This is a genomic window from Streptomyces sp. ISL-87, assembly GCF_018614095.1.
In the GTDB taxonomy this organism is placed as follows: Bacteria; Actinomycetota; Actinomycetes; order Streptomycetales; family Streptomycetaceae; genus Streptomyces.
The window spans coordinates 1-22,799 of the sequence record NZ_JAGGOY010000127.1 but is presented as its reverse complement, the minus strand read 5'-3'; the positions used below and the strand labels follow the sequence as shown (position 1 = coordinate 22,799).

Below are 22,799 nucleotides of genomic sequence, written 5' to 3'. Positions count from 1 at the left end.
GGCGGCGAGGTCTGGCTAGCACTGCACGGTGAGCCGGGCCTGGTCGAAGCGGTGGGCGGCGAGGTCTGGCTAGCACTGCACGGTGAGCCGGGCCTGGTCGAAGCGGTGGGCGGCGAGGTCTTCGGGGCGGATGAGCCAGTAGAGGGTGCCCTCTTCGCCCCATGCCATCTTCGCGTCGCTGTCACTGTCGAACTGGGCGAGCAGGACCCAGCGCTCGGCTTCCTGGTCCAGGGGTTGGTCGCCCCACAAGTGCATGCCGTCGAGCGCCGCGTTCGCGATTTCGTACTCCACCGGGCCTTGGACGGGCACGGCGTGGCCGCCGATCTGGTGACCGATCCGGGTGCGTAGGCGCCCGAAGGCACGGAGGAACGACTTGAGTTCAGGTGGGGTTTCGCGGGGGTGGGGCCAGTGTCGAGTGTCGCCGAGCAGGGCTTGCCGGGTCCGGGGCAGCCACAGGTCGGGGGCGCTTTGCTCCGTGTCTGCTGTGAGCTCCACACGCGGGAACGCTTCCAACTCCGCGGATGCGTCTGTCGGGAAGACGGGGGTGTTCTCCGGAACGTACAGCACTTGAGCCCCAGCCCAGGTCTCGGGGTCATCAGCCGAAACGAAGACGTCTTCGTCGACCTGACCGTCGAAAAAGAAGAAGAGCAGGGTTCCCTTCTGCGGGAACTGCTCGGCGAGCCCCTCGCGGGGTAGTGCAGCACACCGCACTGAGGCGACGAAGGACAGTGGCCCGTGTCCGGGCCACTCGGGCCAGCCGACCCCTGCCGGAAGTTCCGGGTTCCCGCCGAGGGCAGCGACGGTCTGCTCGTCGTCTGCCGCCCGACGAAGGCGTATACAAGGGCGCAGAAGCGCTGTCCAGCGCTGGGCAAGATCGCCGGGAAGATGCTCGGCAGCAAGCCGGGAGTATTGCTCATCAGTCATGAAGTGCATCATCTCTGCCCCCCACTGACAGTGCGGGCGTCAACCTCACGCGGGGTGACGTCCGAGGGTTGATCAAGAGAGCGAGGATTGATCGCCTCTCACCGAACTCCCCTGTGGCTGCCTCCTCCGGCCGGGGTTCAGGAACTGACATGGCCAGGTGGAGCCAGATCAACTTCTTACGCCATGGAGCCACTTCTGAGCCGTGCGGTGGAACCCAAAGAAGTGCTTACAAACAGGCGTGCCGCCCACACGCTCGGCCTCCTCGACGGAGTCCTCGACGGAGGCACACACGGGATGTCGCATGAGGGGGGCACACCGTCCAGGACGGCGAGACCCGCGGCAGGGTCAACGTGGAGATCGTCCTCGCTCCTCCCGGCCACGCGCGCCTGGACCGCCCCGACGTAGAGATCGTCGACCGGGCGGTGACTTCCAGGGCCTGGCAGGCAGCCACGTTCGATTGCTGACGTGCGATACGAGTCAGCACACCCGCGGCAGGGCCGCCGGGCTGCAGGTGACCAAGGTGGCAACCAAGGACCCCGGGGACGAGCCGGACTGGTCTGACCTTGACAGGTCTGGCATTGGCGTACGCACGCAGCGGCGCGCCCTACAGGCCGGAGCCGACGCTCCGACGGCCAGCCTTGGAGCACGGCAGGAAGACTGCGCTGCACGCCACCTGGCCGTGGCTCATACGAGAACAAGGCCGTCACGGGCGGGTGGGGGTTGCGAGGGCGGACCCGGGCCCAGTCGATGCGCTGGGCGGGGTCGATCCCGCATACCCGGCCGACGGGGTGGCGCATGAGTGCGGCGGCCAATGGGCCCGACGGATCGGGCACAGCGCGGCAGACAGCCGGACGAGGAACCCGCCCCCTCTGACAGGCCCCGGCCGGATCTTGCGCCCAGGTACACGAGCGGCACAGGGCCAGGAGATGCGCTGCGGGCGGGTCAGGAACCAGTACCGCCCGGCACTGCTTGGGTCGACGAACGGTCCGTGCGGCGGAAGGCGGCTCGGTAGGCGCTCGGGCGGTGGCCCGTATGGCGGGCGAAGAGGGCAGCAAAGGTGCCGGGGTCCTGGTAGCCGACGGCCGTGGCGACGGCGGCGACGGTGCGCTCGGTGGTCTCCAGCAGATGGCGGGCGCGGCGGATCCGGGAGGTCTGCAGATGGGCCAGCGGGCTGCGTCCGGTCTCCTGGGCGAAGCGGCGCAGCAGTGTGCGGGTGCTGACTTGAAACGCGTCCGAGAGAGCGGTGAGGTCGTAGCGCTCGGCGAGGTTCTGGTCAAGCCGCCTCATGACACGTTGGGCGAACTCCCGGCCTGGTTGCGGGAGGAGCTGCGGGTCGACGTACGGGGTCTGGGAGGTCCGCGCGTCGTCGACGAGCGCCACTCGGGCAGTGGCCCGGGCCACCCTGGAGCCGTTGTGCCTGCGGATCAGATCCAGCGCGAAGTCGTACATGGCGCTGAAGGCAGCCGTGGTCGTCACCCCCGCGTCGGTGACGACCAGGTGCTCGGGCCGCACATCGGCCTGCGGGCAGCGCCTGGCCAGTTCACCGGCGTGCAGCCAGGAGGTGGTGGCTCTGCGCCCGTCGAGGAGGCCCGCTTCGGCGAGCAGGAAGGCGCCGACGCAGAGGGAGACGACCGCGGTACCGGCGGCGGCCTGCCCGCGGATCGCCGCGATCTCGGGGGCGAGTAGGGCGAGCCGTGCGTCGAGGTTCGTTTCCGGGTGCAGTTCGAAGCCGGGCACCACCAGGACGTCGACCTCGAGCAGGGAACGCACGTCCAGGCTCGCTCCGCCCGAGGCGGTGACCCGGCGGCGGGGCGAGACGATCGACACCCGGTAGCCGGGCGCGTCCGGTCCGGCCACGTGTCCTGCCATCGTCAACAGGTCCGGAACGCCGAACACTTCGGACGCGAAGCAGCCCGGGTACGCCAGGATCCCGATCCGCAGCGCACCATGCCCGGCGCCCGAACCCCCACCGTCCTTCTCCTGAGACGCCGCTCCCGCCATCGCTCCCGCCCCCAATGTCCCTGGCCCTGTGTCGTCGATCGCCTGGCCCTCCCCTCCCCTCCCCAGCGTGTGGCGAGATTACCTCTGACTTCGGCGATCCCGCCCCTCACCCGGCGACCGGTCCCGGGATCAGGCTGACCCCCATGAGCGACGACGATCCGATCAACGACTTCACCCGCCGGAGCGTGGCCGTGGAGGGGGTGGAAAAGACGGTGTACGTGGCCGGGGCCGGGCCTGCGGTCGTAGTGCTGCCCGAGATGCCGGGCATCAGCCCCGACGTCCTGCGGCTCGCACGCTGGGTGCGGGAGGCGGGTTTCACCGTCCACGTGCCCTCGCTGTTCGGTACGGACGGCGCCTTCCCTACGGTCGAGCGCGGCCGGGAGGTCGTCCGCCGCGCGTGTGTCAGCGCGGAGTTCCGCGCCTTCGCCGGGGGCGGCACCAGCCCGGTGACGCTCTGGCTGCGCGGCCTGGCCCGCCAGGCCCACACTGAGTGCGGTGGGCCCGGGGTGGGCGCGATCGGCATGTGCTTCACCGGCAACTTCGCCCTCACCATGGCCCTGGAGCCATCGGTGATCGCCCCGGTGGTCAACCACCCGTCACTGCCGCTGGACGATCCCGCCGGGCTCGAACTCGACGCGGCGGACGCGCGCGCGGTGCGCGACCGGCTCGACCGCGACGGACTCAGCGTCCTCGCCTATCGCTTCGAGGGCGACCGCTGGTGCACGGGGCAGCGCTTCGCCGCCTACCGCACGCTGCTCGGCGATGCCTTCGACGGGCGCGTCCTGCCCGACAGTGCTGCCAACCCGGCCCCGCCGCCCTTCTTCGCCGACCTGGTCGGCACCCCGCACAGCGTCGTCACCGCCCATCTCCTGGACGAGACCGGCCACCCCACGGTCCGGGCACGCGACGAGATCCTCGCCTTCCTCACCGAGCGCCTGCACCGGCGCACGAACCGACCGCTGCCCAGAACCTGACCACTCCCCCGGGCCCTGACACCCAGCCACGACAGTTGGATGGCGGCTTTGGTCGTGCCGGCGGCGGGCCCGGTCATGGACCGAGGCCCGCGGCTACTGATCTGCCGGCCCGCTTTCACCGAAAGGAAGTATCTGTGCTCACCCACACCTTCACCGTGCTCGCCGGACTGATAGGCGTGGGTGGCTGCGTAGGTGAGATCGAGGTTCTGGCACACATTCCGTGAGGGCGATCACCGGCGTTCCGCTGCGGTGACGTCCCGTCATCTGGGACCGTGGTGCGGTGTGATGACCTCATAGCTGTGCTGTTTCCGCACTTCAGCGCGGTGCTGGTGGAGCGGGTGTTCCTTGAGCGCGGGACGGTTCGAGTCTCGGCTAGGACGCGGGGCAGTTGTGTGCCGTGCCCGGACTGCTCGGTTTGGTCGAACAGGGTGCATAGCACTTACGGGCGGCGGCTGGCGGATACCCCGGTCGGCGGTCAGCCGGTGCTGGTCGAACTGACCGTGCGCCGGCTGTACTGCGAGAACACGGACTGTCTGCGGCGCACGTTTGTCGAACAGGTCGAGGGGCTGACCGTCCGGTATGGCAGACGGACACCGGCGTCGCGTCACATTCTGGAAGCGGTGGCCGTCGCTCTTGCAGGCCGGGCGGGTAGCCGATTTGCCGTGGTGCTGGGCAGCGTGGTCAGCCGGACGACACTGTTACGGCTCGTGATGGCCCTGCCTGACCCGCACTGGCCGGAACCGAGAGTGCTGGGCGTCGACGACTTCGCGACCCGCGGCGGACAGCATTACGGCACCGTGATCATCGACTGCGCGACCGGCCAGCCTCTCGACCTGCTGCCGGGCCGGGATGCGAAGACGCTGGCGAACTGGCTGCGCAAGCACCCCGGCGTGGAGATCATCTGCCGTGACCGAGGCGGCTTCTACGCCGACGGCGCCCGCACCGGCGCACCACAAGCAGTGCAGGTCGCAGACCGCTTTCATATCTGGCAGAACCTCGGCACCGCAGTCGAAACCAGCGTCCGCCGGCACAACGCCTGCCTCAAACCGTCCACCGGACCGGACAGCACCGCGAACATCTCCACTGCCGACCCGGCAAGCACGGCCAAGGCGATGTCACCGATCGAAGCCCGAATCCGCGAACGCCACACCATCGTCCACGCCCTCCTCGACCAGGGGCACGGCATCCGCGAGATCGCCCGGGAACTGCACATCGGCGGAAACACCGTCCGTCGCACCGCCCGCGCCGAAACCCCCGAACAGCTGCTGACCGGACGACAGCAACCACGGCCCAGCCAGCTCGATCCCTACAAAGCACACCTGGACAAACGCTGGGCCGAAGGCTGCACGAACGCCATCGACCTACACGCCGAACTCCAGGGACTCGGCTACCGAGGCCATTACCAGACCATCAGCGACTACCTGCGGCCCCGCCGCCGGCAGCGCATCCGTGTCGTCGGCCCGGCACCACCGGGCGTCCGCCAGATCACCGGCTGGATGATGCGTCACCCCGACCGCCTCCGGGACGAAGACCGCCAACAGCTCGCTGAAGTCCTCGCTCGCAGCCCCGAACTCGATGCTACGAGCCGACTCGTCCGTGGGTTCGCCGAGATTCTGACCACCCGCTCCGGCCAGCACCTCAAAGACTGGATCACCGCCGTCCGCGCCGAAGACCTGCCCGGCCTGCACAGCTTTGCCACCGGGCTGGAGAAGGACTGGGACGCCGTCATCCAGGGCCTGACCAGCCGCTGGAACTCCGGGCCCGTCGAAGGCCGCGTCAACCACATCAAGATGGTCAAGCGCCAGATGTTCGGCCGGGCCAAGCTACCGCTGCTGCGCAAGCGAGTCCTGCTCACCGCGAGGCAGCCGGGCGCCACCAGTGCGAGCTGTGCTTGATAGAACGACGGCATGAGTCCGAACGACGACCAGATAGCGCAGGCCGAGAGCCGACTCGGAGTCCGGTTCCCCGACGACTACCGGAACTTCCTGGCCACGGAAGGGAGCATGAGTCGATTCGTTCTTCCAGCGGACGACTTCCTGATGATCAATGCCATAGCGGAGCTCGTCGACGTCAACGAGGCAGGCGACATCCAAGGACGCTTCCCCGGCGGCGTCGTCATCGGTGGGGACGGTGGCCGCGAGATGCTCACCTACGACTTCCGGCAGGAGCCGCCAGCTCTCGTCCTGCTCGACAACTCCGCCCACGACTGGTCGGCCGCCATCCACCAGGCCACCTCGCTAACTGCCTTGTTTGAACAGTTCCCCGAGCACGGGTGGAAATGGGACGACGCTCAGCCCTCGCCTCACTGACAGTCGCCTTCACGGAATGTGTGCCTGATCCTCCTAGAGATCAACGAAGCCACCCGACTGAGTCGAGCAACTTCAGGGCCGGTGATCCCACTCTCCGTCCCACCGCTGCTGGCCGCAGCAGTCGAGATCGCCTTCGTGCTGTACGTCCTCGCCGCCCTCCCCGAGCCGCCCCGTCCACCCAACACGCTGCGCTCCGTATTGCGGGGCATCCCGGCCACGGTCGCCGACGGGTTGCGGCTCGGCGGACGCGACGTGCTGGTCCGCCGTGTGCTCCCTCAGCGCAGCGGCCGCCGGCAGTGCCCTGGCCACGATCGAGCTGCTGACGCCGGGCCGTGCCGCGGCGTTCACAGGAGCGCCGGAGTCGGGTGCGATGCTCTTCGCCGCACTCGCCTGTGCCGGTTTCGTCTGCTCAGGGATCGGGAGCCATCTCGCGCCGCTGACCGCCCGGCTCGCAGGCAGCGGCGAGCGCGCGGTCCTGGTGAGCCTGGGCACCAGCGCGAGCGGCCTGCTCCTGCTCAGCGCCACCGCCGTGACTACAGGCCCCGTCTCCATGGCCCTCGCGGCTGCCGGTTATGGCCTGGTGTACCTCGGTCTGGGCGCGGCGGGACCGAGCGAGAACGACCTCCTTCACCGCCGAGTCCCAAGCGCGGGACGCGCCACGGCACTATCCGTTCAGTCCCTCGCACTGCAACTGACCGGAGCTCTCACCGGCCTGGCCGTTGGCATCCTGCCTCCTGGTCCACTGCCCTGGCTGCTGGGAGGCACTGTGCTGATGGCTGGAGCCCTCCTGTGGATCCACCGCAGTGAGCCCACTGCCCCCAACCTCGCTGGCTCTAATCAAAGGGCAGTTGCTCGACCGGCAGATTCACGCACTCTCCGAAGCGGGATGCATCCGGATCTTCCCCGACAAGAAGTCCGGTAAGAACGCCGAACGCGAAGAGCTGTGGGCCGCGCTCGACTACCTCCGGCCCGGGGACACCCTCGTCGTCCCGTCGCTCGACCGGCTCGGCCGCTCCATCCAGGACCTCATCGCGATCGTCTCCGGCCTACGCAAGCGCGGCATCGGCTTCACCTCACTCCACGAGGCACGCGACTGGCTGCGCAGTGCCCAGCCGCCGAAGTAGCGGTGGACGGTGACCTCGCCGAGCGGCGCCAGCTGATCGGCGAGGTGCTCGGCAAGGCTGCGGGATCCGCTCACGCCGGGAGGAAGAACCCGGTGATGTCGGCAAGCCGGCCGTCACGGTGGAGCGCGGTGCTCACGCCCGCCATTGCGGGCTCGCCCTGCTCGCCCAGCTGGGTCCACCGTGCGAGCGACCGGTCGTGGTGCTCAAGTACCTCGTCGATGCGGAACCGGTGACCGGGGAAGGCTCCGGTGAATCCGGCCATGTAGGCGGCCAGCTCGGTCAGCCCGCCGACCTCCGTGCCCGGGTCCCGGTAGGCGACGTCTTCGACCGCCACCGTGCGAAGGGCGGCGAGCCGCCCGCCGGGGTCGGCCGACCAGCACGCGGCATAATTCGTCCAGAGCTGCTGTGAGTCACTCATCGCTGTCCCTCTTCCTTGGAGCCGATCGACGCCATCGCGCCATCGGTGATGGTGTGCAGTTTCGTGATGGGGGTGCCGGCCCTGACCAGCACCAGCAGGCCCTGATAGAGCGCCAGCAGCCGGGCTGCCGACACCTCGACGTCCAGATCCGCTGACAGCAGGCCCAGGGTGCGGGCGCGCGTCAGGGCGTCGGCGAAGCCGGACTCGATCGTCTCCAGCCCTCGGCGCACTCCGGCGGCGGCCTGCGGAACGGTGAAGGACTCCACGGCGGTGTTGGTGAGCAGACAGCCCGGATCGGGATCGAGGCCGGTCTCGAACGCCGAAGTGAAGAACGACCGGATGCCCGCCACAGGGTCCGCCGACTCCAGGAGATGGACCCTGACCCGGCCCTGCACCACCTGGTCGTTGTATGCGTCCAGGGCGGCGCGGAACAGGCCTTCCTTGCTCTCGAAAGTCCGGTACAGGCTGCCTGGATGCAGCCCGGTCGCCTCCTCGATGTCCCGCAGCGAGGCCCCGAGGTAACCCCGGTGGCGGAACAGTCGCATGGCGGAGGCCAGTACTTCCGCCTGATCCCAGAGTTGCTTGCGTCCCACCGACACTCCCATAGTTGAACGATCGCTCACAAAAATAGCACGCCTGCAGGGACGGCCGCTCCCGTCACTCCACCCGACCCCGCATCAACCGATCCGCGGGGACCGCAGCAACATCCCCGGCAATCGGGACTGAGCACGTGACCTTGTACCTGGCTGAGCAGGTGACCTTGTACCCCGATAACAGAGGTCTCGATCGGATGATCGTGCGGTGGTCGGGGCATAGAGACAGGGCCTCTGGTGCAGCTCGTGGGTGTTGACGCCCGAGATGCATCAGGAGGCCCTGTTGCCGCAGTTGTACGCCATCGCGCCGGAACAGTCCAACTCGGCTCACCCGCAGTGTGATTGCCTCGCTCACCAGTACGGCAACGTGGCCGATCACGGTGAGCGCGTGCACAGCCGCGCACCCGCCCCCTTGACCACCCTGACAACAGAGAGCCCCCTTATGACCATCGCGCCGCAGCCGTCAGAAGCCGTGAAGCCGCGCCCCGTCTCCACCCCCGAGCCACTGCTCTTCCGCGCCGGCACCTGGCACCCGCTTCCCGCGTACCCCCTGGCCTGCGACGACCACCAGGACTGGAACGACGTGGTCGAGGCCGGGTACGTCGCCCCTGTCTGCGAGGCGCCATTCAACCCCAGGAGGCATTGACTGTCGGTTACTGAGCCGTCAGCCTCGGTGATCACCGGAGATAGAACCGCACACCGGGGAGGGCAACATGGCCATGGAGCCGACTGAGGAACAACTGGCCGCGCGGGAGGTTTTCGTCTCAGGTCAGGATCTGGCCCTGGTGGCCGGCGCCGGGACGGGCAAGACCTCGACCTTGATGCTGATGGGCTCCGCCACTCGCAAGCGCGGCTTGTACATGGCGTTCAACCGGGCGATCGCAGACGACGCACGCAAGCGGTTCGGGCGGAACGTCGAGTGCCGCACCTCTCACTCGCTCGCGTTCGAGGCCGTGGGCAGGACTTACAGGCCGCGGCTGGAAGCCTCCGCGCGGATCCCGGCAAGGGAGACGGCCCGGCTGCTCGGAATCACGCGAGAGCTGGTGGTGAACGGCACCAAGATCAAGGTCAACCACCAGGCTCGACTGGTGATGGGCATGCTACGCCGGTTCTCCTATAGCACCGACCGGCAGGTGATGGCCCGGCACATGGAGCGTCTGAACGGCCTCGACCTCCAGGGCCAGGACTACGTCGCCCGGACGTTGCTGCCATACGCCGAGAAGGCGTGGGAGGACATCCAGTGCCTCGACGGCAAGCTGCGGTTCGAGCACGACTTCTACCTGAAGATGTGGGCGATGAGCGGGCCCGTGCTCCCAGCCGACTTCGTGCTGCTGGACGAGGCACAGGACACCAACCCGGTACTGGAGGAGGTGTTCCTCGCCCAGCCAGCACAGCGAATCTGCGTCGGTGATCCCGCACAGCAGATCTACGCCTGGCGCTCGGCAAAGGACGTCATGACGGGCTTCCCCGCCGAGCACCTCCATCTGACGCAGTCGTTCCGGTTCGGCCCGCGGATCGCCGAGCAGGCTAACCGGTGGCTGCGTCACGCGGAGTCGGACATGCGGCTCACCGGCTCCGGACCGGCCGATTCCCGCATCGGTGCGGCAGACGAGCCGGACGCGGTGCTGTGCCGGGGCAACGCCGACGCGATGCAGGAGGTCCTGGCCTGCCTGGAGCGCGGTATCCCGGTGGCGCTGGCGGGCGGTGGCAGCGGGCTGGAGCGGATCGCGACCGCCGCCCAGCAGCTCAAGGCGGGACAGCGCACCAGCCACCCGGAGTTGTTTCTGTTCAGCTCCTGGGGCGAGGTGCAGGAGTACGTCGAGCAGGACCAGGCTGCGCAGGACCTGAAGGCGATCGTCCAGCTTGTCGACGCCTACGGCCCCGAGGTGATCCTGAAGGCCGTGGAGCGCCTGAGTCCGGAAGCGGACGCCAGGGTCACCGTCTCCACCGTGCACAAGGCCAAGGGCCGCGAGTGGCCCACTGTGCGCATCGGCGACGGATTCTCGGCGCCTGCACTGACCGAGGAGGGGCGGCAGTTGCCGATGCAGGCGGACGAGGCGCGGCTGATCTACGTGGCCGTCACCCGCGCCCGCCACCATCTTGATGTCCGCGGGATCAGGTGGGCGGATGCCTACGAGAAGGCGATCGTGCACGAGGCGAAGAACGGCACGATCGCCGGCGTGCCACTGATCAGCCTGAGCCTGACCGGCCAATTGAGCTACACGGACTCGCCCATGTCCCGGTTCATGGCCCAGTACCTGCCGAACAGCACGGTGCTGGTGGGCGACTACCAACGGCGAATCGCGGGTCTGCCGTATCCGGTGCAGCCGATCGACGTGCAGCACCCCGACTGGTCGGCGCTCGGGCACGCCGTCGACTACCGGCTGCGGCTCTCCCTGGGCCGCCCTCTCGGTCCGGCGGTCACACTGGGCATCCAGGCCATGGGTTCCGGCCATCCGCTGCCCGGGGCTCCCGCCTCCAGCGCCCGCGCGGCACTGCACACGGCCGGCCTGGAACTCCTGTCGTCAGTGGACAACTACCTCGCGCGTCCCGGTCTGCTGGGTGAGGAGGATCTGAGCAGGCTGTGCTTCGTCGCCGCGTACTTCGAGGACGTCTTCCGCAGCGGCCAGGTCCGCCGGTTCAGCCCACTCGCGACCGCCGACGGCGCAACGGGTCTTGGTCGGCTGTGTGCCGGGGTCCGGGAGTACGTCGTCGAAGACCTCGCCCGGCAGATGGAACTGGCCGATGGCCCGTTCAAGGACTTTCGGTGGCTGCCGGACCAGGCCCGCGTCTGCGGCCCGAGCTTTGCGGGCAGCACGGACATCGGAGGCGCCGATGCCGACTTCATCCTCGCCGGGCTGCTGCTGGACTGCAAGGCCACCACCCGGCCCCAGCGGCTCGGCCGGGAGGAGATCTACCAGCTCGCCGGCTATCTCCTGCTGGACTACGACGACCGCTATGGCATCGACCAGGTCGGCCTGTACCTCTCCCGCCAGGGCCACCTGATCTCCTGGCATGTGAACGAGTTCCTGGCGCGGCTGGGCGCTACCGCGGGACTGCCGAAACTGCGCGATCACCTGCGCAGGCACCTGCGGGCGTGCGCTCGATCGACTGCGGCCTTCTCCCACTGAGCTCGTCGGCATCCCCGAAGGCGCCCGAGGGGCTCGGCTGGAGCAGCTCGTGGCACAACGCCCGCTCATCGCTGCCCGGTGCCGGTGTCGTGGTTACGACGGCGCCGCTGGCGGTGCAGGAGAACCCCAGGCTTCACCATTCCCCTTGGATCCACCCTTGGTCCCTGCCGGACCACGGGGAGCGGGCCCCTCCCTCGGTACCCCCTCCCCTGACAAGGTACTGAAGCTCCGTGGGACAGCTTCGGTCCCTGACCCTTCAGTCACTGCATAGACCTGCAGGTCAGGGGCCCGTACACCGGTTGTCAGGGACTAAAGGGACTCAACTTCGCAGTTATGAGCCACACACGTCTATGCCAAGGTCGTTCTTACACCCGCGCATACACGCACACACGTGAGAACTGGAAGTACTGACTCTGAGTCCCTTCAGTCCCTGTGCCGCATTTTCAAGCGCTGTGACCTGCAGGTTTGTCCAGGGACTGAACAGGTAGGGACTGAACGAGAGTCCCAGCAGTTCAGTACCTGAGGCCCATCCGACCTGGATCCGCGGTCGACTTGGCTGGTGGCCGGCCTAAGAGTCTTCCGAGGGAGCCTGCTGAGTCGCCTGAAGTCAGCGCCAGGTACTCCTCGCAGAGGTGCTTGTTCTCCTTGTGAAGCGGGACCGAGGCGTGTGCGTACCTGAGGGTTCGGGCGCGACACGCCCGGGTGTGTTCAGGCTTCAGCGAAGGAACTTTTCCGGACGAACCAGGTTAGAACTTCAGGGACCGAGGGACTGAAGGGACTGAACTCTCGATACAACGGTAGTTCCAGCCCGAGTCCCCGCAGTCTCTGCGGTAACCTCCGAGATAGTGAATCTTCAGTCCCTCTGGTCCCTGAGGTGTAGGTGAATGCCCACGTCAGCGAGCAGCACCGGGACAGGAGCAGCCGTCCCTCACATCGCGTCAAGGAAGAGCCATTGCCTGTTCATCCCGAGAACCCGCCGCAAGGCGTGAGTGGCGGGACGGCACTGGACGTGGCCGCCTGGCTGGCCCTGCGTGGGTACCCCGTGCACCCTCTGGCCCCGGGGACCAAGACGCCCGCCCCGAACTGCCCCGACTGCCGCAGCAGTCAGCACGCCCCTCAGGCATGCCCCTGCCATGCCCAGGACCGTTGGTGTCATGGATTCCATGCGGCCACCACGGACCTCCGTACGTTGCGGGAGTGGTGGCGGATCGAGCCGGATTTCGGGATCGGTGTCGCCTGCGGGCCTGCCGGGCTCGTGGTCATCGACGTGGATGCCCACGGGGCGCCCCTGCCCGACCGGCAGCGGCTGCTGCCCGGCATTCCCATCGACGACCGCGTCGACCTGACCGGACTGCAGAGCGGATTCGACACCTTGGCCCTCCTGGCCGCCTACCGGTCCCGGCCCAATCCCTGCGAGGACACGTCGACCCTGCGGGTGCGTACGCCTTCCGGAGGGATGCACGTCTGGTACCAGGCGCCCAAGGACGGCCCACGCTTCAGGTGTTCCAGCGGTTCGAGCTCCAAGGTGGCGCTCGCCTGGCAGGTCGATATCCGCGCTGTCGGCGGCTACATCGTGGCGCCCACGACGCGCACGGCCGCCGGTGTCTACCAGCCGTTGCCCGGAGCCCGGCTGCCCGCAGCCCTGCCGATGTGGCTCACCGCCGAACTCGCCCGTACCGGCCACACCGTAGAGGCGGCTCCTGCGCCCGCAGACGCCCTTGTGCCGCGTCCGCAGGCGCGCGGCCACCGGCAGGCCGGACAACGGGTGCTCGCCTCTCTCCTGGACGAAGTCCGCGCCTGCGGATCCAGCCCCGCCGGGACGGCCTTCAGCGAGAAGCTCAACCGAGCGGCCTTCACCGCCGGCGGACTGGCCGCCGCAGGCCATCTCGCCGAGGCCGAGTGCCGCCGACTGCTCCTCGAAGCCGCAGACCACGCACGACCTCACCAGCCGCGCCGAAACGTCCTCATCGTCGAAGCAGGGCTGCGTGCCGGAAGCGACCGACCGATCGAGCCCAAGGAACGCCCATGAGCAGCGTCGGAGGCACGGGGTTCAACGCCCAGGCGGCGGCGGAGCAGCTCGCCGCGTTCACCACGGAGACCGCCACGCCCGACCGGCGTCTGCCTGCTCAGCAGAGCGGAGATCGGGCCGCTGCCGACGCTGCGGACTTCATTCAGGCCGGGGTGTTGAACAACCTCACCGACCGCGGCAACGCGAAGCTGTTCGCTTACCTTCACCACGACCGGTTCCGTCACGTCGAGGGACTGGGCTGGTACGTGTGGGACGAGTACCGGTGGAAGCGCACCGGCGGGGAGAAGGCCGCGATCTGGGCGGCCGGCGACATGGCCGAGGATCTGCCCACCCACGACCCGCGCGGTGTGTTCACGGACCGGGAACTGGCTCAGCACCGCAAGCGCGCCATGTCCACCTCAGGCGTGAAGGCCATGCTCACCCAGGCCAAGGCCTCGCCCGAGCTCGCCCTCGACCCCGACATGCTGGACGGCGACAAGTACGCCCTGTGCACCCCGGCAGGCGTCGTGGATCTGTGTACGGGCGACCTGCACAAGCCCGATCCCACGCGGGATCTGCACTCGCGTGCCACGCATCTGGCGCCCGAGGCCATGCCGACCCCCAGGTTCCACCGGTTCCTCGACGAGACCTTCGGGGAGGACGACAAGGGCAAGGAGATGATCAATTTCCTTCATCTCCTGCTCGGCTACTCCATCACCGGTGACGTCGGTGGCCAGGTCCTGCCCTTCCTCTACGGTGTCGGCGCCAACGGCAAGTCCGCCCTGCTCGACGTCGTCATCAAGATCCTCGGTGACTACGCGGACGTGGCACCGCCCGGGTTCCTCATGGAGCGCGGCAAGTTCAACGAGCACTCCACCGAGCTGACCGAACTCCACGGCCGGCGTCTCTTCGTATGCAGCGAGCTCAAGCCGCACGACAAGTTCGACGAGGCCCGCGTCAAACTCCTCACCGGCGGCGACCGCCTCAAGGCCCGTCGCATGCGGCAGGACTTCTTCAGCTTCGAGCCGACCCACAAACTCTGGCTCCTGGGCAACCACCGGCCAGAGGTCGGCACCGGCGGCCACGCCTTCTGGCGCCGGATCCGGCTCATCCCCTTCGAGAGGGTCGTCCCCGATCACCGAAAGATCGACAACCTGGCGGAGACACTCGTACACGAAGAAGGCCCCGGCATCCTCCACTGGATGATCCAGGGAGCCAAGGCCTACCTGGCCACCAAGCCGCCCCTGACCGGTCCCACCGTCGTCCGCCACGCCACGCAGGCGTACGCCACCACCGAGGACCACATCGGGCGGTTCCTGGCCGAATGCTGCACCACCGGCGCCCACCTCCCCCACCTCCTCGACCCCCGGGACCTCAAGGTCGAACAAGGTGCGCTCTATCGCGCCTATAGCGCCTGGTGCAGCGACGGGGAGGGCCTGCGGCCCGCCACCACCCGTGCTTTCGCCACCCGCATCCGCGCCGAGGTCGGCGTCGCCTCACCCAACGAGATGCTCCGCTCCAACGGACAGAAGTTCTATCCCGGGCTTGCGCTCCTGGCCGACGACGACCAGGAGCCGCGCGAGGCGAACAGGGCAACCACGACGTGACCGGCCGAAGTGTGCTGCCGCCGCGGGACGGGCACGCCTACGATGGACAAGGAAGATGAACAGATCCACCCCCCGGTCGCGCCCCACAGGGGCCGACTGCATAACGACACCGACGCCACTTACGGCGTGGAGGAATCAGGGGCCCCCAAGGGCCGACGTGAACGAGGAGGGACTCAAGCCATGAGCTCGCTACTGTCAGCAAGCGATCTCGCCCACGAGGACAAAGTGGTGTGGCTGGAGAACCCTGAAGAGCTCGACTACGTCCGCCAGGCCCTCGACAAGACGCCTCGCCGCCGGGGCAAGCCCCGCTACCACCGTGACGGGCGCATGATCGGGTTCACCGAGCTCGGCGACACCGCGGAAGCGGACCCCGACAGCGGACTCCAGAAGCGACGCGTCTTCTACCTCCTGCCGCACGACCGGGACGCCGAGCCTGGGGGCCTCTACAGGGAAGGAGCCCCGGGCGAGGCCGTCGACCCCCGCACGATCGAGCCCAGGCATGTCGGCAGGAAGACCGAACGCTCACAGCGAGGGCTGTCCACGCCGACAGTTGCCTGACTCGGTCACTTCGGTCCCTTCCTCGCAGCAGGAGAGCCCTCACCTGCGGTTTCGTTCAGGGACTAGTGCTGCTCCGCAGAAGTTCGTGGAGGGGTGTTGATCAGGCGGCCTTGAGCGGGGTGCCTTCGTAGGTCCATCGGTAGGGCCTGGCGGTCTCGTTATGGCCGATGACGTATGGCTCCAGCTTCTCGACCAGGTCGTCGCGGGCCTTGACCCCCCGGCGTCGGGTGTTGTAGCGGCTGGCCCAGCGGAAGGCCGCGAGTCGCGCGTGACGGGCGGTGGGCCATGCCTTCGCGCCCTTTAACGTCTCCCTCTTGAGGGATGCGTTCCAGCTCTCCGCGGCGGCATTGTCCGCGCTGCTGCCGACGGCGCTCATGCTCCTGGTCACCCCCGCGGCGGTGCAGGCGTCGGCGAACGCGGCACTCGTGTACTGGGTGGATTCAACTGATCGTCGCAACACCGTGTAGTCGGAGGTGGAGCGATGGGTGTTGGTCTGCAGCAGCGCAGGGTTCGTGACTATCGGGGAGCGGGTCGAGTACGTCACCCGGCGCACGGTCGAGGTGCTGGTCGCCGAACTCCCGTACGTCACCCTACTGCTGCGGGTCCGCGGCAACACCCGGACCGAGCGGTGGGCGCTGGAGCGGCGCCGCGAGTTCGACCACCGGGTCGCGCACCTGCTGGGGCGCGGCACAGGCCGAGGGCGATCTGCGGGCGGACGCGGACATCCGGCTCGCCACCCGGCTGCTCTTCGGCATGGTCAACTCGCTGGTGGAGTGGTACCCCGGCCGCACCCGGAGTCCGGCGGGGACCCGGAACGGCTGGCGGAGGCCGTCGTAGGGCATGCCTTCGACGGCCTCCGGACTGCGGTGGAGCGAGCTCTCGCGGAGCTAGAAGCCGATCCGGGAGAAGTCGTAGTACCTGTCGAAGCGCGGCACCCAGATGCTGGGCCAGGGTGTGCCGGAGACGCCGCAGGAGCCGAACACCACGGGCGAGCGGTTGCCTGTGTCGTTCAGGCACAGCCCGGTGCCCACCTCCTGGATCTCCCAGTGGTCGCCCTTCTCACCGCCCTGGAAGATCCACGTGAAGGTGGCGCAGCCCCAGCCGTCCGTCTGGATGAGGGAAACACCCCTGTTGACCAGGCCGCCCTGCGCGCCGAGGCAGCGCGCGCCGCCAAAGGTGCCGATCGCGAAGTTGCCGTTGCCCAGGCTGTGGAAGGTGAAGCGCTGGTGCAGCGCCCCCTTGCAGTCGTACCTCTGGATGATGGCACCGACATTGGTGGTCCCGCCGCGGATGTCGAGGCACTGCCAGCTGTAACCGGCCCGTATCTCGTAGATGGGCGCGTTGTACGGGGTGGTGCTGTAGCGGATCGTCGGGTTCTCCGCGGCCTGCGCGGACGACGGCAGCAGCATGACGAACATCGCCGCGAGAGCTGCTACGGCCGCACTGCCGAACCGGCGGAATTTTTGCGCCACGTTCTCTCCTGACTGGAAACAACTGACTGAGGACGAGCTTGACGCAGGAGAAGCTAGCGAGATCCACTGAGCCTCCGGTACCCACCCTTTCAGGGGGGTGTGTTCACTGCGGAGGCTGTAGTGAGGGTGGGCTCGGGGCTACAGCGTGCCCAGCGGTTCATGATGCTGGCGACCGGTCTGTACCGGGCCAGCCACCTGACGGCGGGCTTCCTGGCGGTGCTGCGGAGGGAACCGGGCGAGGTCGCTCCCTGGGCGGTGTTCGGCGGCGTCCTCGCGTCCAGTGTGTGGTTATACGGGAACGCGTACGCCAGGGGCTGGTTCGACCGGCGCTGGGTGTGGGCCGACGTGCTGGTGACCGGGTGCGCGGTGCCGCTGCTGGTGGCCCTGGCGAGCGGTGGGCGGGCGGGCGACGGCTGGCTGCCCGGGGGCTCCGAAGTGGCCGTGTACGGCTGGCTGTTCCTGCTGGGCGGGTCGGTGAGCGCGGCGGCGGGGGTCGCGCTGGTGCCGCGGCCGGCCGCGGGGGCCGTCCTGCTCCTGCTCGGCACCACGCTGGCGGCGTACCTGTGGGTGATCGGGCCGGAGGCGGCTCCCGGGTCCGTGCTCGTCGGGCACCTCAACTCGGTGGTCTCCTCGGCCGTGATGGCCAAGGTCTTCTGGTGGTACCTGCGCCGCCAGGGCACCCAGCTGGACGAGGCCAAGGAGCGGGCGCTGACCGCCGAGGCCGCCCGGGCCCGGCAGGCCGAGCGGATCGCGCACCACCGGGCCCTGCACGACACCGTGCTGGCCACGCTGACCACCATCGCCGCCGGCCGGGTGGACGCCAACGCGCCCCAGGTGAGGGAGCGGTGCGCCCGCGAGGCGGCGTACCTGCGGCGGCTGATCCAGCGCGAGGACGACCCGGAGGGCACCGGTGCGGAGGCGGCGCAGGTGGCGGTCGGGGCCGCCCTGGAGGAGGAGGTGCGCTCGGCCGAGTGCCTGGGCCTGAAGGTCACCGCCCAGTACCACGAACTGCCGCCGGTGCCCCGCCCCGTGGCCACCGCCCTGGCGGCCGCCGTGTCCGAGGCGCTGAACAACGTACGGTGCCACGCCGGGACCGGACAGGCCTTCCTGACGGCCGTCGGGGCGGGCGAGGGCGTGTCCGTTACGGTGGTGGACCGGGGCGCCGGCTTCGACCCGGCGGCCCCTGTGGGCGGTACGCCGGACGGGTCCGGGACCGGGCTGCGGCGCTCCATCCACGCCCGGCTGGCCGAGATAGGCGGGCGGTCCGAGGTCGACAGCGCCCCTGGCGAGGGCACCAGCGTGGAGCTGCGGTGGCCCGCGTGATCACCGTGGCCGTGGTCGACGACGACCGGATGCTGCGGGAGGGCCTGCGCTCCTGGCTGGCCGGGGTGGAGCGGCTACGGCTGCTGGCCGCGGTCGAGACGGTGGACGCGCTGCTCGCGGTGGGCGGCCGGCCCCCCGCGGTGGTGCTGCTCGACCTGGTGCTGCGCGACGGCTCCGTCCCCGAGGACAACGTCCGGCGGCTGTGCGCGGCGGGCAGCCGGGTACTGGTGATCAGTACGGTCGCAGACCGGGCCCGGATCGTCGGGGCGGTGGCGGCCGGGGCGGACGGCTACCTCACCAAGGACCACTCGCTGGAGACGCTGGTGGGCGCCGTGGAGACGGTGGCCGGGGGCGGTACGGCGCACTCCGCCGAGCTGGCCTTCGCCTGGGCGCACGACACCGGACCGGCCCGGCCGCAGCTGGCGCCGCGGGAGCTCCAGGTGCTGCTGGACCACGCCTCCGGGCTCACCCTGAAGGCCACCGCGCGGCGGGCCGGCGTCACCCCGAACACCGCCAAGTACTACCTGGACCGGGTCAAGGAGAAGTACCAGCAGGTGGGCCGTCCGACGTACACGAAGATCGACCTGGCGCTGCGGGTGCGGGAGGACGGGCTGGGTCCTGAGGGCTAGAGGCAACGCCGTGACTCTGTTGGTGATCTTGCCCGTCTATCAGTTGGCGGTGCAGAGGGCGCGGAAGCGTGTTGATCGGCGGCGGGTGGCCGGTGGTGCGGCGGTCCAGTCAGCGACGCGGGTGAGGTTGCAGGCCAGCGCGGTCAGGACGTGCTGGACGTGGGTTCTGGCCAGGCCGCGATAGCGGGATCGGCGCAGGCCGCAGCTTCGGACGTTTTGGGAGAGGGTGGCCTCGATCCCGGCCCGGATCGCGTAGCGCCGCTGCCAGTCTTCGGTCTGCTGTTCCAGGCGGTTGCGGGTCTGGATCTGGTGGAGTTCGCGGGTGGGCAGCAGCGCAAGCGCGCGGGGGCGCGTGGCGGAGGTGGTGCACTGGGGGCGGTCGGGGCAGGCCAGGCAGTCGGCTTTGGCGAACTTGACCTGGATGTAGTCGTGTCCGCTGATCCGCAGCGGTCGCCACTCACGGCTGACCGCCCCCTGGGGACAGACGGCCTGCTGGTGGTCCCAGTCCACCGCGAAGGCGGACTTGTCGAAGCCGCCACCGCTATTGGCCTGGTGGCTGTGGTCGGGCACGAGCGGGCCCAGCAGGGTGATGCCGTGCACCCGGCGGGCTCGTTCGATCCGGGCCGGGGTGACGTAGGCGGCATCGACGACGTGTTCGGCCGGGGCCAGGCAGGCGTCGGCGAGGTCGTCGTGGATCTGTTCGGTCAGCTCGCCGTCCTGGACCGGGGCAATCGTGGTGGCCACGTGGACGACCACCTCGGGCCGGCCGGTATCGCAGGTCTCGGTCAGCCGCGAGCACCGGGTGGCATCGGTGCGCTGCCGGCCCCCGGGCTTCAGCAGCCCGGCCTCCACCAGCCGCTTCAGCATCACCCGCAGCAGCCGGTCAGCGGCATCGCCCTCGGCCAGCCGGGCCCGGAACTCGCTGAGTACCGAGTAGTCGAATCCCGGATCCTCCAGCTCCAAGACCAGCGCGTACTTGAAATCGATCCTCGTACGCACCGCGTCCGCCGCGGCACGATCCGACAGGTTCTCCGCGAACTGCAGCACCGACACCAGCGCCAACTGCCCCGGTGAGAACCCCGGACGCCCATCGCACGGATACAGGTCCGCGAACTCTTCATCCTCGAACAGCACATCCAACCGGTCCCGCACCAGCATCGCCGGCGTGCCCTTCGGACACGCCGCCCACGCCGTTCGCACCGTCCCTACCGGAATCCGCTGGAAACTCCTCGGCCGCAACGACACCGCACCCACACCCCAGAACCCGAGGCCACCCCGCACCCTTCCAGCGAAGCACCCCACGACCCCGCCGTCAGCACCCCACACAAGATCACCAACAGAGACAGAGTCACGGCGTTGCCTCTAGAAGGCGAAGTCGACGTAGTCGATGTCGGTGAATTCGACCAGGAGGCTGGTGGCGCGGGCGCCGTTGTCCTTGAAGTAAACCTCCTGGAGGCCTTCGGCGGCGATGGCGCGGAGTTGGGACTCCGTGGCGCCGGATTCCTGGGCGGTGAAGAGGCGGCTCGCGTACTCCGGGGGGAGGTGCTGGGTGATGCGGCGCATGCGGCCGTCGTCGGTGGTGCCGGGGGCGGCGGTGAAGCCGAAGCGGGCTCGGGTTTCGATGACCAGGCCGGTGGTGCGGGCCGCCTTGTCGCGGGCGCGCTTGCGGACCAGGGGCTGCCAGCGCTTGCGTACCTCGGCTTCGAGGCGGGCGGCGAGCTCGGGGCGGGGGGTTTTGATCTGGCCCTTCACGTAACGCTCGACCGTGCGGGGGGAGATACCGAGGAGCTGGGCCGCTGATTTTGTGGATTTGGTGGATTTGACCAGGAATTTCATCCGGGCCTGGGGGGATTTGGGGATGGGGCGGGTGAAGTGCGACTCGTCGGCCCGGGTGAGGCTGTCGTCGATGTCGGAGGTGGGCATTCTTATTCTCCGTCGGCCGCTGCGTCGTGGCCCTTGATGTGGCGGGCGGGGTTGAGGCGTTCGTCGAGCATCTGGACGGCCCAGAGGAGGGGCTGGGTGCCTTCGTGCTTGACCATGCCAGGGCTGACGCCGAGGCGGAAGCCGCCGGGAAGGGGCTTGCCTTCGGGGGTGCGGGGGAGGAAGTCGAGGGGGCTGGGGCCGGATGAGAGGTACACCGCGCAGTCGGAGAGGACGGCGATGGGGTACTCGCCGGCGGCTGTGGCGAGCTTGTTCATCTTGCGGTGCATGTTGACCCGGGCCGTGGAGATGACGGCGGCGCGGATGTCGGGCCGCCAGGTGGGGCGTTCCAGGGCGGGCCAGGGTTCGCCCGGGCGGTAGCCGGCGCCTTGGGGGCGTTCGCGGAGCTTGCCGATGCCGCCCTTGACTGTGGACTTGATGGCTGAGAGGACTGCCGTCTGGGTGAGGGGGAGGGTGGGGGGCATGGTGGGCGGTAGGGATTTGTGGGCGGTCATCGTTGCCATCGCGGTGAGGTATTCGGGCTCGGTGAGGGTTGATGTGATGCCGAGGTCGGCCATGGTGGCGAGGTAGGCGTCGCGGAGGCGGGTGTACCAGGCGTCGAGGTACGGGCCGCTGTCCGGGCGCAGCCAGGCCTCGGTGGGCTGTACGGGGTGGCCGAGCTCCTGGGCATAGGCGAGGGTCGGGGTCGCGTACCAGGCCGGGCCGGTGGGGGGCTGGCCGTGGGGGGTGAAGGGGCTGGGGAGGCGGGGGTCCAGGGTGAGGGAGGAGAGGTCCGCCAGCCAGCAGCCTGGGGTTTTCGGGTCGAAGCGGGGGTTTTTGGTGTGGGTTGCCGGGCCGATGCCTACGGTGAGGCGGTTGGCTGCGGCGGCGAAGGCCATGTTCACGTCGATGCCGACGGCGTGGGTGCGGGTGCATTCGGCGTCGGTGAGGAGCTGGGGGTCGCGGATCCAGTCGTACGCCTCTTCGTCGAGGACCTGGTCCGGGGTGCGCTGGTGGGCGCGGGGGTACAGGGCGGCGACTACGGGGTGCTCGTCGGGGGCTTCCGGGGGGGCCGGGTCGACGGGGCGGGTGAGGGAGCCGGGGACGGAGGCTGACTCCCAGATGTTGGTCTCGGGGTTGCGGGCCGCGCGGGTGGGCGGGCGCAGGGCGGTCATGAGCTCCAGGCCGGTCACTGCCGTGGAGCCGCGGGGGGTGAGGACGCGGGTGGCGTAGGTGGTGAGGAGCTCCGCCAGTTCCGGGGCGGGGAGGGTGGAGGTGTGCTCGCCCCAGGCGCGGGGGTCCAGGGCGCCCCAGGGGAGGATCGCCAGCTGGACGCACTGGCGGCCGGTGGTGGGGGTGGCGGGGCGGTAGATGCGGGGCCAGGGGCCGAAGCCTCGGCGGGTGAGCTGCCACTTGGCGCGGGTGAGTTGCTTGAGGGTGGGGTGGTTGTCCGGGAGGCGGAGGGCGCGGCGGTCTTCGAGGGTCGGGGGGAGGCCTAGGGCCGCGGTGGCTGCGGGGGTGAGGACGAGGAGGGGATCGCCGTCCTTGCCGTTGCGGTGGAGGCGGGGGGAGCGGAGGTTCGCTTCGGGGCTGAGGGCCCAGGTGATGAGGGTGGGGAGGTCGGTTACGGCCTGGGGGGGGAGGTTGAGGAGGAGGCCGTTCGCGGCGTGGGCTTGGGGGGTGCCGTTCAGGACGGCTAGGGGGCCGTTGCCTTCCAGCGGGGTGGGGGGGGCCTGCGGGGTTGTTCGGCCCTGCGGGGCTGTTCCCCTACCCGCCCCTTCCCGAAACTGGGGCTTCGCCCCAGACCC

19 protein-coding genes and 3 pseudogenes are annotated in these 22,799 nt (G+C 69.2%); 13 read left to right on the top strand and 9 right to left on the bottom strand.

What is annotated here, in order from left to right:
* Window positions 1–69 precede the first annotated feature (69 nt).
* Window positions 70–924 (bottom strand): YwqG family protein, encoded by an 855-nt coding sequence (locus tag J7I97_RS35275; RefSeq protein WP_251059473.1) that lies wholly within the window; start codon window positions 922–924, stop codon window positions 70–72.
* Between the two features lie 942 nt (window positions 925–1,866).
* Entirely contained in the window at window positions 1,867–2,925 is a 1,059-nt protein-coding gene (locus J7I97_RS35270) for a GlxA family transcriptional regulator (protein ID WP_251059472.1), read from the bottom strand.
* Between the two features lie 143 nt (window positions 2,926–3,068).
* Between J7I97_RS35270 and J7I97_RS35265 the strand changes: the two genes are divergently transcribed.
* The 5 genes and pseudogenes from J7I97_RS35265 (at window position 3,069) to J7I97_RS35250 (ending at window position 7,332) form a co-directional block, all read left to right on the top strand.
* Window positions 3,069–3,899, top strand: coding sequence for a dienelactone hydrolase family protein (locus J7I97_RS35265; protein ID WP_214943837.1), 831 nt, complete (start codon window positions 3,069–3,071; stop codon window positions 3,897–3,899).
* 272 nt (window positions 3,900–4,171) lie between these two features.
* Window positions 4,172–5,794, top strand: a complete 1,623-nt coding sequence (locus J7I97_RS35260) for an ISL3 family transposase (RefSeq protein ID WP_308378381.1) — start codon at window positions 4,172–4,174, stop codon at window positions 5,792–5,794.
* 12 nt (window positions 5,795–5,806) lie between these two features.
* The gene (locus tag J7I97_RS35255; protein ID WP_214943835.1) at window positions 5,807–6,208 is read left to right on the top strand and encodes an SMI1/KNR4 family protein; all 402 of its coding nucleotides are present in this window, start codon (window positions 5,807–5,809) and stop codon (window positions 6,206–6,208) included.
* Window positions 6,209–6,265: 57 nt separating this feature from the next.
* Window positions 6,266–7,130, top strand: a pseudogene (locus J7I97_RS39320) (MFS transporter); the annotation flags it as partial.
* Window positions 7,057–7,332, top strand: coding sequence for a recombinase family protein (locus tag J7I97_RS35250; RefSeq protein ID WP_374195540.1), 276 nt, complete (start codon window positions 7,057–7,059; stop codon window positions 7,330–7,332). The pseudogene J7I97_RS39320 and the gene J7I97_RS35250, both read left to right, overlap by 74 nt.
* A 70-nt stretch (window positions 7,333–7,402) precedes the next feature.
* On the opposite strand, the gene J7I97_RS35245 is transcribed toward J7I97_RS35250, so the two are convergent.
* On the bottom strand, window positions 7,403–7,750 hold the full coding sequence (locus J7I97_RS35245; protein ID WP_214943833.1) for a nuclear transport factor 2 family protein: 348 nt from the start codon (window positions 7,748–7,750) through the stop codon (window positions 7,403–7,405).
* Window positions 7,747–8,343: a TetR/AcrR family transcriptional regulator gene (locus tag J7I97_RS35240; RefSeq protein ID WP_214943831.1), complete on the bottom strand. Its 597-nt coding sequence runs from the start codon at window positions 8,341–8,343 to the stop codon at window positions 7,747–7,749. Before J7I97_RS35240 ends, J7I97_RS35245 begins: the two co-directional genes overlap by 4 nt.
* 442 nt (window positions 8,344–8,785) lie before the next feature.
* Between J7I97_RS35240 and J7I97_RS35235 the strand changes: the two genes are divergently transcribed.
* The 5 genes from J7I97_RS35235 (at window position 8,786) to J7I97_RS35215 (ending at window position 15,647) form a co-directional block, all read left to right on the top strand.
* Complete coding sequence (locus tag J7I97_RS35235; RefSeq protein ID WP_214943829.1) at window positions 8,786–8,989, top strand: hypothetical protein; 204 nt, start codon at window positions 8,786–8,788, stop codon at window positions 8,987–8,989.
* A gap of 67 nt (window positions 8,990–9,056) precedes the next feature.
* The gene (locus J7I97_RS35230) at window positions 9,057–11,474 is read left to right on the top strand and encodes a UvrD-helicase domain-containing protein (protein ID WP_214943827.1); all 2,418 of its coding nucleotides are present in this window, start codon (window positions 9,057–9,059) and stop codon (window positions 11,472–11,474) included.
* Between the two features lie 952 nt (window positions 11,475–12,426).
* Window positions 12,427–13,503, top strand: coding sequence for a bifunctional DNA primase/polymerase (locus tag J7I97_RS35225; RefSeq protein ID WP_251059471.1), 1,077 nt, complete (start codon window positions 12,427–12,429; stop codon window positions 13,501–13,503).
* Window positions 13,500–15,089, top strand: a complete 1,590-nt coding sequence (locus J7I97_RS35220; RefSeq protein ID WP_214943825.1) for a phage/plasmid primase, P4 family — start codon at window positions 13,500–13,502, stop codon at window positions 15,087–15,089. The genes J7I97_RS35225 and J7I97_RS35220 overlap by 4 nt, the downstream gene beginning before the upstream one ends.
* A 180-nt stretch (window positions 15,090–15,269) precedes the next feature.
* On the top strand, window positions 15,270–15,647 hold the full coding sequence (locus J7I97_RS35215; protein WP_214943823.1) for a DUF6009 family protein: 378 nt from the start codon (window positions 15,270–15,272) through the stop codon (window positions 15,645–15,647).
* 217 nt (window positions 15,648–15,864) lie between these two features.
* On the opposite strand, the pseudogene J7I97_RS40540 reads toward J7I97_RS35215, so the two are convergent.
* Window positions 15,865–16,095 (bottom strand): annotated as a pseudogene (locus J7I97_RS40540) (integrase core domain-containing protein); the annotation flags it as partial.
* Window positions 16,096–16,171: 76 nt separating this feature from the next.
* On the opposite strand from J7I97_RS40540, the pseudogene J7I97_RS39310 reads away from it, so the two are divergent.
* A pseudogene (locus J7I97_RS39310) lies at window positions 16,172–16,513 on the top strand (TetR family transcriptional regulator); the annotation flags it as partial.
* Window positions 16,514–16,534: 21 nt separating this feature from the next.
* On the opposite strand, the gene J7I97_RS35200 reads toward J7I97_RS39310, so the two are convergent.
* Complete coding sequence (locus J7I97_RS35200; protein WP_214943819.1) at window positions 16,535–17,119, bottom strand: RICIN domain-containing protein; 585 nt, start codon at window positions 17,117–17,119, stop codon at window positions 16,535–16,537.
* Between the two features lie 159 nt (window positions 17,120–17,278).
* On the opposite strand from J7I97_RS35200, the gene J7I97_RS35195 reads away from it, so the two are divergent.
* A complete protein-coding gene (locus J7I97_RS35195) occupies window positions 17,279–18,442 on the top strand; it encodes a sensor histidine kinase (RefSeq protein WP_214943817.1) in 1,164 nt (387 codons plus the stop codon).
* A complete protein-coding gene (locus J7I97_RS35190; protein WP_214943814.1) occupies window positions 18,430–19,071 on the top strand; it encodes a response regulator transcription factor in 642 nt (213 codons plus the stop codon). Before J7I97_RS35195 ends, J7I97_RS35190 begins: the two co-directional genes overlap by 13 nt.
* A 39-nt stretch (window positions 19,072–19,110) precedes the next feature.
* Here the strand turns inward: J7I97_RS35190 and J7I97_RS35185 are convergent, their stop codons facing one another.
* The 3 genes from J7I97_RS35185 to J7I97_RS35175 form a co-directional block, all read right to left on the bottom strand.
* On the bottom strand, window positions 19,111–20,229 hold the full coding sequence (locus tag J7I97_RS35185; protein ID WP_251059470.1) for a transposase: 1,119 nt from the start codon (window positions 20,227–20,229) through the stop codon (window positions 19,111–19,113).
* A 204-nt stretch (window positions 20,230–20,433) separates the two neighbouring features.
* Window positions 20,434–20,994, bottom strand: coding sequence for an XRE family transcriptional regulator (locus tag J7I97_RS35180; protein ID WP_214943812.1), 561 nt, complete (start codon window positions 20,992–20,994; stop codon window positions 20,434–20,436).
* Between the two features lie 2 nt (window positions 20,995–20,996).
* Window positions 20,997–22,799 (bottom strand): transcriptional regulator (locus J7I97_RS35175; protein ID WP_251059469.1); only part of this gene is annotated, 1,803 nt, incomplete at its 5' end.

Coding starts and splice junctions, on each gene's coding strand:
- J7I97_RS35275 (WP_251059473.1), bottom strand. CDS start 924: ATGACTGATGAGCAATACTCCCGGCTTGCTGCCGAGCATCTTCCCGGC.
- J7I97_RS35270 (WP_251059472.1), bottom strand. CDS start 2,925: ATGGCGGGAGCGGCGTCTCAGGAGAAGGACGGTGGGGGTTCGGGCGCC.
- J7I97_RS35265 (WP_214943837.1), top strand. CDS start 3,069: ATGAGCGACGACGATCCGATCAACGACTTCACCCGCCGGAGCGTGGCC.
- J7I97_RS35255 (WP_214943835.1), top strand. CDS start 5,807: ATGAGTCCGAACGACGACCAGATAGCGCAGGCCGAGAGCCGACTCGGA.
- J7I97_RS35245 (WP_214943833.1), bottom strand. CDS start 7,750: ATGAGTGACTCACAGCAGCTCTGGACGAATTATGCCGCGTGCTGGTCG.
- J7I97_RS35235 (WP_214943829.1), top strand. CDS start 8,786: ATGACCATCGCGCCGCAGCCGTCAGAAGCCGTGAAGCCGCGCCCCGTC.
- J7I97_RS35230 (WP_214943827.1), top strand. CDS start 9,057: ATGGCCATGGAGCCGACTGAGGAACAACTGGCCGCGCGGGAGGTTTTC.
- J7I97_RS35220 (WP_214943825.1), top strand. CDS start 13,500: ATGAGCAGCGTCGGAGGCACGGGGTTCAACGCCCAGGCGGCGGCGGAG.
- J7I97_RS35215 (WP_214943823.1), top strand. CDS start 15,270: ATGAGCTCGCTACTGTCAGCAAGCGATCTCGCCCACGAGGACAAAGTG.
- J7I97_RS35195 (WP_214943817.1), top strand. CDS start 17,279: ATGATGCTGGCGACCGGTCTGTACCGGGCCAGCCACCTGACGGCGGGC.
- J7I97_RS35185 (WP_251059470.1), bottom strand. CDS start 20,229: ATGCTGGTGCGGGACCGGTTGGATGTGCTGTTCGAGGATGAAGAGTTC.
- J7I97_RS35180 (WP_214943812.1), bottom strand. CDS start 20,994: ATGCCCACCTCCGACATCGACGACAGCCTCACCCGGGCCGACGAGTCG.